The sequence below is a fragment of the Sciscionella marina DSM 45152 genome (assembly GCF_000379465.1).
GTDB lineage: Bacteria > Actinomycetota > Actinomycetes > Mycobacteriales > Pseudonocardiaceae > Sciscionella > Sciscionella marina.
Map to the genome: position 1 here is coordinate 1 of NZ_KB905428.1, position 12,824 is coordinate 12,824.

Here is a 12,824-nt window from a genome sequence, read left to right on the forward strand (position 1 = left end):
CCCGCGCCAGCGCAACGGCGCTACCTGGACGTCCTGCGCCGAGTCTGCCGTCACGGCGGCCGGGTGGCGGTGCTCTGTTTCGCCGACCGGCCCCGGGGCGCGCACGCCGGATCTGGGCCGACTCAGCGAAGAATGGTTGCGCGAGCTGTTCGACGACGGCTGGACGATCGATGAGCTCGCGCCCGCGGACATCCTCGGCATCATCCCGGACGGACTCGGCGAAATCAGCACGTGGCCACGGGACAAACGTGGCCGCACCCCGATGACCGGCTGGCGACTACTCGCTCGCAGAACCGGGGAACCAAACCAGACCGATGCCTCACAGGCAATCCCGGACCACGTCGCACACTGAAGATGGTCGCCAGCGCCCCGAGCAGCGCGGTGACAGGGGCCTGGACGCCTGTGCGGTGGCCGTTCCTGACCTGAGATTGCGGTTGAGGCCTGTGTTGTTCGGGGTTTGTTCGGGGTTGTTCCTGATGCGGCGGTGTTGGTCTCGGGTCTATGTTCATGACGGAATGGGCCTCGCCGGTCCGGTTGTGGTGATCGCCGACGGGGTGTCGAACGTTCCGGGCCTTCCGGGCCACCGGCACGGCATTGTGAGGGAGGCTGCGCGGATGCGGGGGAAACTGATCACTGTCGCGATACTGACGTTCCTGGCCTCGATGTGGGTGCCCCGTGCATCCACGATGGCAACTCCGCAGTTGTCCTGGAGGTCCTGCGGCGAGCGGGCACAGTGTGCGACATTGGCGGTTCCGGTGGACTGGCGTGACCAGGGCACGGGGCAGACGACCGTGGCGTTGCAGAAGTTGCCGGCCACTCGTCCCACCGGCCGCACCTTGCTGGTGAACCTCGGTGGTCCGGGTCCGAGCATCGGTACCGACGATGGGCGACTCGACCAACTGCGGCAATGGTTCGACGTGGTGCTGTTCGACCCGCGCGGATTCGGTCGCAGCGCGGGAATCACCTGCCCGCCGCTTCCAGACGCCTTCGGGGTTCTCATTTCCGATGATTCCGCGACATGGCGTGAGTTCCGCTCGGCAAACCGTGGGTGGTATCAGAACGGGTGCGTACGCCGCTCCGGTGGGTTGGCCGCGCACGTGGACGCGTGGCAGGTCGCCCACGATATGGAGGCCATCCGCCGTGCGCTCGGGGTGTTGCGGCTGGACTACTTCGGCAACTCGTACGGCACGGTGTACGGGCAGTCGTACGCGGACCTATTCCCCGTGCGGGTGGGGCGGATGTTTCTGGACAGTTTGGCCGACCACACCGAGCCATGGCTGGCGCGCTCGGCGCGACCACAGGCGGTGGCCGCCGAGCAGTACTTCGACCGGTTCGCGCGGTGGTGCCAGACGATGCCTGACTGCGCATTGCACGGTCAGGACGTGGCAAGCGTGTGGCAGACGTTGCTGGCCACGGCGGCTCGCCGCCCCTTGCCCGCTGGCAGTGGACGCAGCGTCGCCCCCGAGCGGCTCCGGGCGATCACGCTCCTGGAGGTGACTTTTCCACAGTTGTGGCCGGCCCTGGCAAGCGCCTTGCAGAACGCCCAGCGCGGCGACGCCGGTGGCCTGTATCAGCCTCCGCGAGGCGGGCCATCGGGCGTGAGTACCCTGGCGCGGTGCGCCGATTTCCCGCTCCCCGGTGGGCAAACGGGCCTGTTGGCGACCGAACAGGTGCTGCGTCACGACGCGCCCCGGCTCGGCTGGCTGGCCGCCCGGCGCGACCGTGCGCCCTGCGCTGGACTCCCGGCCACCAACCCACCACGACCGATCCGCACGGTAGGACAACCCCCGATCCTGGTCGTCAACGGCACCCGGGACTCAGGTACCGTGCCCGCCCACGGGCAGTCGTTCGTCGCCCAACTGCCCGGCTCGCGGTGGCTCGGCGCCGACACGGGCCACGCCGTATACCTGGGCGGCAACCAATGCGTACGCCGCTATGCCAACCACTACCTGCGTACCGGTCTTTTACCACCACCCGACACCATCTGCCCAGCTACTACGCCCAACCAGTAACCTGTCCGCTGAGCCATGCCTCACAGGCAATACCGGACCACGTCGCACACTGAGGATGGTCGCCAGCGCCCCGAGCAGCGCGGTGACAGGGGCCTGGGCGACTGTGCGGTGGCCGATCCCCTGCCGACGCTTATGGCCAGGAAGCGCCAGCCAGGTCAGCGACGACGAGGAGATAGAAGACCGTGCGCGGCTGATCGTGCGCGGGCAAAGTGGCGGGCAACCTACCTATGCCCCCACAGGCCCGGATCGCGTCCGCGATTGTGTTCTGCGTCCGGACGGTCCAGCCGGCCTTATCCAGCAGCGATGGCAGATCGTTGGGGCAGAATCGCTCCTTCGAGCGGTCAGTGCTGGTGCCGGGCTCGCGACAGGCAAGGGTGTCGAGGATGAGGATACTGCCCGCTGCCGACAGCCCCGCCGCGGTCGTCAGCACACGCATTCCCGTCTCGAGATAGTGATCCAACACGACGGTAGTTGAACCCTTCACCGTCGAGCGGTCGTGCCGCGATTTCGCGGCGCCGGTCGAAGACCACGAGCTCGTCGGCGCGCAGCAGCACCCGCAGCTGGTGGCCAATGAACCGAGCCGGCATCGAATACGTCGACTGGCGCACCATGACCCGGGCATACCGATCCACCCGCGGCGTGAGCAGCCGGCCGGTTTCGAACCTATCCGGCGGCAGCGGGCGCAGCAACGGCGCCTCGGCCGCAAAGTCCTCGCCCACGGTGTGCACGCGGTTGCCGATCCGACGGCGATCGTCCGTGCGGTCATAGGCGGTCAGGCGGTCATCCCGGATAGAAGCCTTCTGATCCGGACATGTAACGTCCACCTATGTTGCGACCTGTTTCGAGAGAACGGAACACTTGTTCCGGTGGTGTTGTAGCGTGGTGGCGTGTCGACTGAGCCAACGATCGCCGATCGGATTCGCGAGGCGCTGCCGGAGCTACCCGATGCCGAGCGGCGGGTCGCGCGCGTGCTGTTGACGAATTATCCGGTGGCGGGCCTGGAGACGGTCGCCCGGGTGGCAGAGCGCTCGGGAACGAGTGGCCCGACGGTTCTGCGGTTGGCGACCCGGCTCGGTTTCGGTGGTTACACCGAACTGCAGCAGTTGCTCCGGGATGAGCTCGACGCGCGGCAGCAGTCGCCGTTGTTGCTCTACGACGCCGAGGGGGACGGCCGTGGGGATGGCGGTGTCCGCCCCCGGGCCGCTGCGGTGCTGAGTCAAGCGGTCAACAGTACGGTCGCCGGTTTGGAGGAAACCGATTTCGACCGCGCGGTCGAGCTGATCACCGGCAAGGGGCGGGTTTTCGGCGCTGGTGGGCGTTTCAGTCATGTGCTCGCCGAATATCTCGTCGCGCATCTACAGGAACTGCGTCCCGGGGCACGCCAGGTGCAGATGGCCGAACGTGTTCCGGTGCTGCTGGATCTGGCGCGCCGGGATGTCGTGGTGGTGTTCGATTTTCGCCGCTATCAGGCCGATGTGGTGAACTTCGGTCGTGCCGCGGCGAAACGTGGCGCGCAGTTGGTGTTGGTCACGGATCGGTGGATGTCCCCGCTGTCCACGGTGGCGAAAGTCGTGCTGACCGCGGAGGTGCACGCGCCGAGTCCGTTCGACTCCCTTGTTCCGGCAATGGCCTTGGTCGAGACGCTGGTGGCCGGTGTGGTCGCAAAGCTGGGCGACCAGCCCCGCGACCGGATCGGGCGTTATGACGAGCTGTGGGAGTCCCAGTTCCCTCCGGTCGGCGATGAACGCTCCTGAGCGGCGTCACCGAGGAGAGCAAGCTGGGTGACCTCGCGCCGGAAGGACTGGGGTTCCTCGGTGTCCAGGTTCTCGGCGTAGTAGCGGCCGGACCAGATGGCGGCGGCGATGGTTCCGGGTGCCAATCCGTCACCGATCACGCGGACGCTGCGCAGCCCGGCCGCGGCCCATTCCCGGTGCCGGTCCAGCAGTTCGTCGTAGACGGCACTGTGCGCGGTGCGGGCGGTGACCAGAACGATCGCGTCGCCGGCGTGTTCGCGTGGTTCGCCGGTGAAGACGCAGGCTGTGGTGACGGAATCGGTGTGGATCGCGGTGACCTGGCGATGGGTGCTCACCTGGACGCTGACCGAGGCGAGCCTGCGGCGGATCTTGCTGGTTTCCATGGTGTTCGCCGTCCATTCGGAGACGTTCGCCGCGGGGGTGACCAGCTCGACCTGATAGCCCTCGCGGGCGAGTAGCTCCGCGAGCACACCACCCAGGTAGTAGTGGTCGTCGTCGTAGAGCAGAACGCGGGAGCCGGCCGGACGGGTACCCCGCATGAGGTCATCGGGAGTCAGGACCTGGGTAGCCGGATCGATGGGAAGTGGCTCGGGCCGCGATCTGCCGACCCCGTCGGCGCGCCAAGCGGAACCGGTGGCTATCACCGCGTGGTCGAATCCGAATTCGAGGATGTCCTCGCTCGTGGTCGGGCTTTCCCGGTAACACTCGACCGTGGATAGTGAGTCGAGCAGTTGTTCGCGGTAGTCGACGACCCGGATCCATGCGGAGAGTCCGGGGAGGCGGGATTCCTGACGCACCCGGCCGCCGATTTCACGTGACTGTTCGAGCAGGGTCACCGGATAGCCGCGGCGTCCGAGCGAGGTCGTCGCCTCCAGACCCGCGGGCCCCGCGCCCAGCACCACGATCCGTGCCTCGGTTCGCTTGGCGCGCAACCGTTCCGGATGCCACCCGCGCCGCCATTCCTCGCCCATGGACGGGTTCTGGGTGCATCGGATCGGCGAGTTCGTGTAGTCTCCGCTGACGCAGATGTTGCAGCCGATGCATTCGCGGATCTCTGCCAATCGGCCCTCCCGGATCTTGTTGGGCAGGAACGGATCCGCGATCGAGGGCCGCGCCGCGCCGATGAAATCCAAGATCCCTTCGCGGATCTGGCGCACCATCGCGTCCGGTGAGGTGAACCGGCCGACCCCCACCACCGGTTTCGTGGTCAACCGCTTGAGTCCCGCAATCGCGTGCTCCTGCTCGCCTTCCGGGCCGAACCGGGATGTGTTCGAGTCCTGTTCCCAGGAACCTGCCTGGAAATCCCAGACATCCGGCAGTTCAGCGAGGCTGCCGACGATCTCCTCGGTGTCGCCCCGGCTGATCCCCATCTCGCTTTCCCCCACTCCCAACCGGCACGCCACTGCGGCGCGGCCAGCGCAGAGTTCGCGGGTGTCCTCGAGAACCTCGCGCAACAGCCGCATTCGATTGGTGATACCGCCGCCGTATTCGTCGCTGCGCTGATTGTACCGCGGCGAAAGGAACTGGTGCAGATTCGTCAGGCCGTGCCCGGCGTAAACGTAGACAAGATCGAAACCGGCCCGCAGCGCCCGGCGAACCGCATCCCGGTGCCAACCTCGGAACTCCTCGATGTCGGCCAGCGTCATCACCCGAGACTGCACCGGATCGTAGGAACCGGTCACTGGCAACGCGCTCGGCCCGAGCGGAATTCCTCTGGTGGTCAGGTTCGAACTGTGCATCCCGCCGTGGGCAAGTTCGATCCCGGCCAGCCCACCGTGTTCGTGGATCTTGTCCGCGATCCGGGCCGCCGCGGGAACGTCCTGCTCGTCCCAGAGCCGCAACTCGATCGAGGGCGTGAGGTCCGCGCTCGGGTGGATCTCCGCCTCCTCGGTGCACACCACTGCCCAGCCGCCCTCGGCCTTGACAGCGCGCATGAACGCCTCGCTGGTCGGGTCGCGGTATCCCATGCCGTTGCAGTGCGGTACCTGGAAGAATCGGTTGCGCGCGGTCACCGGGCCGATCGTGACCGGGGTGAACAGGATGTCGTAGCGGGGGTCGCGTTCTGGCTGCATGGTCGGGCGTGCTCCGGGTCAGTAGCGGTCGCGGACGAGCTGGATGCGTTGGTGCATCGGTGTTTCGGTGTAGGTGTCGACTTCGTGACGGCGTACCGCGACCAGGCAGTCGACCAGATCCTCGCCCAGGATGGAGCGCAGGACCTTCGACTGTTCCAGCCGGTCGAGGGCATCCGGGAGGCTCGTCGGCAGCTGGTGAATGCCGCGGTCGGCGCGAGTCTGGGCGGGAATCGCGTCGGGATTCTCTTCGACGGGCTGGCACAGGGTGCGTTCCTCGCGGACCCCGGACAATCCGAGGCCGAGGATCGTCGCCAGCACCAGGTAGGGGTTGCTGGCCCCGTCGATCGACTTCACCTCGACGTTCGCCGAGGCCGATCGGGTCCCCGCGCTGCCCCGGATGAGGCGCACCGCCGCTTCGCGGTTCTCCAGGCCCCAGCACGCGTAGGCTCCCGACCAGTGTCCGGGCTGGAGTCGTTCGTAGCTGGCGATCGTCGGGGTGAGTACGCCGGCGGCCGCGCAGCTGTTGTCCACGACCCCGGCGATGAGTTGCGCGCCGGTCGTGGTGAGGCCGTGGATCTGTTCGCCGCCGGTGAAGACGTTGTGCCCGGCCTGCGTCGCGGAGAAGTGGACGTGGCTGCCGTTGCCGATCTCGTCGGCGAGGGTGACCGGGGCGAACGAGACGGTGAGCCCGTGCCGGCGGGCGGTGCGCCCGATGACCAGGCGCGCGAGGACGTACTGGTCGACCGCGGCAACCGGGGTCCGTGGCGCGAGCGAGATCTCCACCTGGCCGGGGCCGTACTCCGGGTGCAGGGTTCCGACTCCCACTCCGGCGGTGGCCAGTGCTTCGAGCAGATCGAGGGCGAACGCTTCGAGGTCCAGCAGTGGCCCGAGTCCGTATCCGGGGCCGGTGTGCACCGGGGCGCCGCTCGAGGTCAGCAGGGTGAACTCGATCTCGAAGGCAGCCAGGAACGCCAGCTCCAGTTCGCTCGCCTGCTGCTCCTGACGGCGCAGCACATCGCGCTGGCACAGCGGGAAACGGGCGAGTTCCTGGTCGTACTGGTCCAGTGGCGCCCAGGCGATCCCACGTTCCGCGTCGATCACGGTGGCCGTGCTGAGGTCGGGAAGAAGGCGCAGATCACCGACCGGTCCGCCGAACTTTCCGGTCGCGGTCACGTGGTCGTCCAGGCACATCACCGCGAAGGCGGGGGACAATCCTATTCCCGAGCGTGCCGCGGTTCCTGCCCGGTCGAACGGGACGGTCTTGACCCGGGTGATGCCCGCATTGTCGATGAAGGTGCCGACCAATAGCCGGGCTCCTGCTTCGGCGAGTTCGGCGATCCGGGTGGTATCGGGTTCCGGCGGTGGGGTGGGCGCAGTGCTCACGGTGTGACCTCTGTGGTGGTGGCGGACAGGTATCGGCAGGCGCCGACGTAGCCGGCGAGCATGGCACGGGCGACGTCGGTGACCGCCGCGTCGGGCGGGAGGAAAGCGGGGTGGTGCAGACCGATACCGGCAGGTGCGTCGACACCGACGAAACACATCAACGTAGGGAAAAGCTCCCCGTAGTAGGCGAAATCATCGGCGCCGCAGGAGCGGTGGTCGCCGGTTGTGGTGAAGCCACGGTCGGTCAGTAGCGGCACGATCGACTCGACCAGGGCCGGATCGTTGTCGAGTACCGGTTCCCCCAGAGCCAGGTCGGTGGTCGCAGTGCAGCCGTTGGCGCGAGCGGTCAGCTCGCTGGTGTCGCGGATCAGCTCGTGCAGGCGGTGCCGGTCGGCGGAATCGAAGGTGCGCAGGGTCCCGGTCAGCGTGACCTGCTCGGCCACGGCGTTGGCCGCGCTGCCGCCGGAGATGCTGCCGACGGTGAGCACAGTCGGATGCATGGGGTCCACCCGGCGGGAAACGAGCTGGTGCAGCGTCGAGACAACCGCGGACGCCGCGACCACCGGATCGGCGGTGGTGTGCGGATAGGCGCCGTGGCCGGGCCTTCCCGCGACACGCACGGTGAACTCATCGGAGGCCGCGTTGACCGGTCCCGGCTGGGCCGCGATCGTGCCCGCGGGCAGCGCGGCCTGGACATGCGTGCCGAAGAACGCGCCGACCGGTTCGGCGACCAGCAGGGGTGATTCGATCATGTCCTTCGCACCACAGGGCAGGCTTTCCTCGCGTGGTTGCAACACGGCGAGCAGCGGACTGGTTCCGCCGACCCGGCGAACCGTGCGCACCACGGCGACGAGCGCGGCCAGATGGACGTCGTGGCCGCAGGCGTGCATCGCCCCGTTGTGGGCGGCCCAGGGCACGTGCGTGGTCTCGGTGATCGGCAACCCGTCGAGCTCCGCGCGTAACGCCACCGCCGGGCCGGTGCCCACATCGACCCGGATCAGCCGCCCCTCGGTGACGCGCGGCGCGTCCGGGACACCGAGCTCGCTCGCGACCAGCGCGGCAGTGCGTTCCTCGGCCCCGCCGAGGTCAGGTTCGGCGTGAATTCGGTGCCGTAACTCGACCGCCGCGGGGATCTCCCCGGCCAGTGCCTCTTCGAATGCGCCCAACGGAATCTCGTGGTTCACGCGGCCTCCAGGCCGTACACGCGCCGGGCGTTGCCCGCCATGATCAGTTCCAGGTATCGGTCCGCGTCCTCCGGTGCGATCGCGTCCTCGGCGAGCCACTCACCGAAGACCCGGCTCAGTCCGGCACGCTGCAGTCGCGCCCCGCAGACGTAGAGCTCGGGCAGCCCGAACGCGTCAGTGGAGAACAGCAGTTTGCCGAACGGGGCGAGTTCGAGCGATTGGCGGATCACCGCGAGCGAGGAAGGACCGGTGTAGCCGGTCGCGGCGCCGGTGTCGAAGTACACGTGCGGGTACACCTGTGCCAGATAACCGGCCTCGCGCACGAACGGATAGTTGTGCAGCAACAGGATGTCGGTTCCGGTGTCCGCGGTGGCCCGCAGGAACTCGGTCATCCGGGTGGGATCACAGCGGTACAGCGTGATGTCCGAATCGCCGTATCCCACGTGCATCTGGATGGGTTTACCCGCGTCGATCGCGGTCCACAGCAGGGCCCGCAGCAGTACGGGGTGCTCGAGCCGCCAGGTCCCGGCGGTCCGGCAGCGCGCGATCCATTCGGTGGCCGCTGCCCGGACCTCGGGCGCGCCGGGGCGGGACGGATCGAAGTCGAGGCCGTGCCGGTAGGCAATGATCGATTTCACCCCGACCGCGGTCCGTAGTTCGGTATCGAGCCGCTCCGCGAACACGGTCAGGAACTCCCCCGGACGTACCCCGGAGCGGGCGAGTCGTTCCGCGAGCGGCTCCAGCCGGACTATCTCAAACGTGCGGGCATCGGTGATCGCGCCCAGTTCCCCGGGATCGGTGATGTCCGCGCTCCGGTGCCCCGTGTCGACGAGGTAGGTGCCGATTCCGGCACCTCGTAACAAGCGTTCCGTCGCCTGCTGCGGTCCGAGCGCTTCGCGCCCACGAATGTACTCCGCACCCGTGCAGTGCCGGGGAAGACCGAGTACAGGCGCACACAGGCGGCGGATCGCGAGCCCCACGGGGGCGTCGAAGACATCGCCGCCACTCGGCGAGGGCCAGTCGGATTCGGTGGCGAGATCGTCGAACTCGGCGGCCCCCAAGGGCCCTCGGACGATGCCGTGGCAGTGGTGGTCGACTGCGGGTATCCGGGAGAGCGTCGTCTCCGCTGCCGCGATCGTTTCGGCCAGGTGATCGGTGTCGGTAGGACTCACTCGCACGCCCCTTCGCGCTCGGTTGGCCGGTCCGGTGACCGACGAGGCAAGCGTAACAAACATTCCGCTGTACTGCTTGACAGATGATACCTACTGCCTGTTTCATCGCAATATCTCGAGCGAAGGAGGCAATGGTGACTCCACAATCCGGCCCGGACGAATCCCAGACGGCAGCGCTGCTGCGGGCGGTCGACGGACTCCGTGACGAGATGACCGCCGAACTCCAGGAACTGGTGAGCATCCCTTCGGTGAACCCCAAGTACCCGGGCATCGAATACGACGAGCACGTCGGATTCGAAGGCCAGGCAACGGCGCGGCTCGCGCAGCTCTACGAACGGGCCGGTGCGCGGGTGGACATCTTCGCCGTGGAATCCGGCCGGGAAAACGCCATCGGCACACTCGGCACCGGAGACGGGCCGTCCCTTGTCTACAACGGACACGTGGACGTGGTCCCTGAAGGCGATCCGGCCACGTGGACGATAGCGCCACCGTTCTCCGGCGAACTGCGGGGCGAACGGATGTACGGCCGGGGCACCGCCGATCAGAAATCCGGTCTCGTCGCCCAGGCTTTCGCGGGCCTCGCGTTGCACCGGGCCGGAATCCGCCTTGCCGGATCGCTGCAGCTGCAATGCGTCGTCGGCGAGGAAACCGGAGACCACGCCTGCGGCAGCGGCGCGGTGGCCGATCGTGGCTACCTCGGCGACGCGGTCGTGGTCTCCGAACCCAGCGCCCCGCCGACTCCGCTGTCCATCGCCCCGATCGGCCCCGGTCTGCTCTGGTTCTCGGTCACGGTGACCGGAAAGAAGGCACACAGCGCGCTGCGCGGCGCGACGATCCACAGCACCCGCGCGGGCGAGGTCCACGGGGTCAACGCGATCGACAAGGCCTTCCTGGTGTACCAGGGACTCCGCGCGCTCGAGCAGGAATGGGCGCAGACCCAGCGGCACCCGATGTGGGCGAACGGACACTTCGCCCTGCTCCCCGGCGCCATCCGCGGTGGCCCGGGCACCCTCACCGTCCCGTTCTCCCTTTCCGACTCGGCGACCATCGAATACGCTGTGCAATACCACCCCGACCGCGAGGGCTCCGAGGTGCAGGCCGAGATCCAAGCGGCGATCGACCGGGCCGCGGACGCCGATCCGTGGCTGCGCGTCAACCGGCCGGTCTGCGAATGGAAACTCGACTGGGAACCCTTCGCCACCGACAAGGGCGCCGATATCAGCCAACAGCTCGCCGATTCCTACCGGAGCGCCACCGTGGGTACTGGCTTTCCCGCCGATGTGGCCTGGACCGGGTTCTACGGCGTCTGCGACGCCACCGTGTTCACCCGGCGCGGTATCCCGTCCGTGGTCTTCGGACCGGGCGATCTGCACAACGCACACACCGAGGACGAGTGGGTCGACCTCGACGAAGTCTGGCTGGCCGCCCGCACCTACGCCCTGCTCGCCGCCCGCTGGTGCGGCATCCGGAAGTGAACGCCATGACCACCAGCACCGATCGTGCACACGGGGCACTACACCGAACCCTGTCCTTCTGGGGCGCGCTCGGACTCTCCGTCGCCCTGCTGGGGCCGAGCATGGCCGTGAACATCAATCCACAAGCACCCGCGAAACACGTCGGGCGCGCGGTACCGCTGGTGTTCCTCATCTCGACCGCGGCTGTCCTGCTGGTCGCCTACGCGTTCATCCGGCTGTGCCAGCACTTCGCACACGCCGGCAGTGTCTACGGACTGGTCTCCGCCACCCTCGGACCGCGCACCGGCTTCCTCGCCGGCTGGCTGCTGCTGGGCACCTACCTGGCCTTCACGGTTACCACACTCTCCGGTTCCGCCCTGTTCCTGACCACCTTCGCCCAAGACGTCGGTCTGTGGGCGCACCCGGACTGGCTCATCCCGGCGGGAATCGCGGTGCTCCTGCTCGTCCTGCTCGCGACCCGCCCCGCGGCCCTGGCCACCAAGGTGCTGCTGGGAGTGGAAATCGTGACCATGCTCTTGATCCTGGCGATCAGCGTCATCGTGGTCATCCGACTGTCCGGCCCCGGCACACCGGGCGGGCACTCGTTGACCGCTTCCGTGTTCACACTCGATTCCCGGACCCCGATCTCGGGAGTCTTCTTCGCCATGACATTCGGCTTCCTCTCCTTCGCGGGGTTCGAAGCCGCCGCCACACTCGGCGAGGAAACCGTGAACCCCCGACGGGCCATCCCCCGCGCACTACTGGGCACCGTACTGCTAGGCGGACTGTTCTTCGTGTTCGTCACCGCCACCGAAAGCATGGGATTCGGCACCGGATCCCGCGGAACCACCGCATTCATCGGATCCTCCTCGCTGATGGGCGACCTCGCCCGGACCTTCCTCAACGGATGGTCCGGCCACCTGGTCACCCTCGGCGCCGGAATCAGCGCCTTCGGCTCCGCCCTCGCCTGCGCGGTCGGCGCCGCACGACTGCTGTTCGCGATGAGCCGCGACGGCTTCACCGGCCGGAAACTCGGAACCACCCGCGAACACGACGGCGTTCCCCTCCGCGCCACCACCGCAGTCCTCGTCGCGGTCGTGCTCATCATCGGCACACTCCGACTGGCCGCCACCAGCTCGATCACCGACATCTTCTTCTGGACCGGAACCATCGGCTCACTCGCCCTGCTCGTCGCCTATCTACTGTGCCTGACCGGAGCGATCCGCTTCCTGTTCTTCACCCGCCCACGACGCGCCCGCCTCTGGGAAATCTGCATTCCCACCGCAGGAGGCATCCTCGTCACCTACACCCTGATCACCAACATCTACCCGATCCCCGACGCGCCCTACAACACCTTCCCCTACGTCGTACTCGCCTGGACCGCGCTAGGCATCACCTACGCCATCCACAACCGGAGCCGCGGCAGATCCGCAACAATCCGCTGACGCAGGAATTGCCCGTTCGCCGCACTACGCCGGAAACGGACTCGAAGGAAGACCGTGCGCGGATTACCAGGGCCTGTAACAGTAGCGGTGTTTTCGGCCCGACACGCCGGGCTGATGTCCGGTGGGATGGGCACTGTGAGTGATGACATCTGGCGTTGTGAGCGCTGAGAAGAAGATCAAGGAGNCGGCGGAGTCGTCGTCGGAACAGGAGCGATGGGCGGCTGCGATGGTTGCCCAGGCGCAGGAGCAGGGGCTGTCGTTGACCGGCCCGGACGGGTTGCTCAAGCAGTTGACCAAGACGGTGCTGGAGACCGCGCTGAGCGCAGAGATGACCGAGCACATCGGCCA

General features: G+C 67.7%; 10 protein-coding genes and 1 pseudogene. 6 read left to right on the forward strand and 5 right to left on the reverse strand.

Annotated features, from left to right (window positions below; all coding sequences use genetic code 11):
- Both A37U_RS54195 and A37U_RS46960 read left to right on the forward strand, forming a co-directional pair.
- Positions 1-352, forward strand: a 352-nt coding sequence (locus A37U_RS54195) for a hypothetical protein (protein ID WP_040589683.1), incomplete at its 5' end; no start/stop codon positions are given.
- A gap of 391 nt (positions 353-743) precedes the next feature.
- Positions 744-2,012, forward strand: a complete 1,269-nt coding sequence (locus A37U_RS46960) for an alpha/beta fold hydrolase (protein ID WP_157183239.1) — start codon at positions 744-746, stop codon at positions 2,010-2,012.
- A gap of 341 nt (positions 2,013-2,353) precedes the next feature.
- Here A37U_RS46960 and A37U_RS52255 read toward each other — a convergent pair whose 3' ends face one another.
- On the reverse strand, positions 2,354-2,836 hold the full coding sequence (locus A37U_RS52255; RefSeq protein ID WP_157183240.1) for a Mu transposase domain-containing protein: 483 nt from the start codon (positions 2,834-2,836) through the stop codon (positions 2,354-2,356).
- 63 nt (positions 2,837-2,899) lie between these two features.
- On the opposite strand from A37U_RS52255, the gene A37U_RS46965 reads away from it, so the two are divergent.
- Positions 2,900-3,766 (forward strand): MurR/RpiR family transcriptional regulator, encoded by an 867-nt coding sequence (locus A37U_RS46965; protein ID WP_020501421.1) that lies wholly within the window; start codon positions 2,900-2,902, stop codon positions 3,764-3,766.
- Here A37U_RS46965 and A37U_RS0135520 read toward each other — a convergent pair.
- From A37U_RS0135520 to A37U_RS0135535, 4 genes are read right to left on the reverse strand one after another with little or no spacing between them, the layout of a single operon-like run.
- Positions 3,712-5,838 carry an oxidoreductase gene (locus tag A37U_RS0135520; protein ID WP_020501422.1) on the reverse strand — a complete coding sequence of 709 codons (2,127 nt, stop codon included), beginning with the start codon at positions 5,836-5,838 and terminating at the stop codon, positions 3,712-3,714. The two genes, A37U_RS46965 and A37U_RS0135520, sit on opposite strands and share 55 nt — an antisense overlap.
- Before the next feature lie 18 nt (positions 5,839-5,856).
- Positions 5,857-7,221 (reverse strand): glutamine synthetase family protein, encoded by a 1,365-nt coding sequence (locus A37U_RS46970; protein ID WP_020501423.1) that lies wholly within the window; start codon positions 7,219-7,221, stop codon positions 5,857-5,859.
- A complete protein-coding gene (locus tag A37U_RS46975; protein WP_020501424.1) occupies positions 7,218-8,405 on the reverse strand; it encodes a M20 metallopeptidase family protein in 1,188 nt (395 codons plus the stop codon). Before A37U_RS46975 ends, A37U_RS46970 begins: the two co-directional genes overlap by 4 nt.
- Positions 8,402-9,577 (reverse strand): amidohydrolase family protein, encoded by a 1,176-nt coding sequence (locus A37U_RS0135535; protein WP_020501425.1) that lies wholly within the window; start codon positions 9,575-9,577, stop codon positions 8,402-8,404. Before A37U_RS0135535 ends, A37U_RS46975 begins: the two co-directional genes overlap by 4 nt.
- A 134-nt stretch (positions 9,578-9,711) precedes the next feature.
- On the opposite strand from A37U_RS0135535, the gene A37U_RS0135540 reads away from it, so the two are divergent.
- The 3 genes and pseudogenes from A37U_RS0135540 to A37U_RS54725 form a co-directional block, all read left to right on the forward strand.
- Positions 9,712-11,052 carry a M20 family metallopeptidase gene (locus A37U_RS0135540; protein ID WP_157183242.1) on the forward strand — a complete coding sequence of 447 codons (1,341 nt, stop codon included), beginning with the start codon at positions 9,712-9,714 and terminating at the stop codon, positions 11,050-11,052.
- Positions 11,053-11,057: 5 nt separating this feature from the next.
- Entirely contained in the window at positions 11,058-12,476 is a 1,419-nt protein-coding gene (locus A37U_RS46980) for an APC family permease (RefSeq protein ID WP_020501427.1), read from the forward strand.
- 142 nt (positions 12,477-12,618) lie between these two features.
- Positions 12,619-12,824 (forward strand): annotated as a pseudogene (locus tag A37U_RS54725) (IS256 family transposase); the annotation flags it as partial.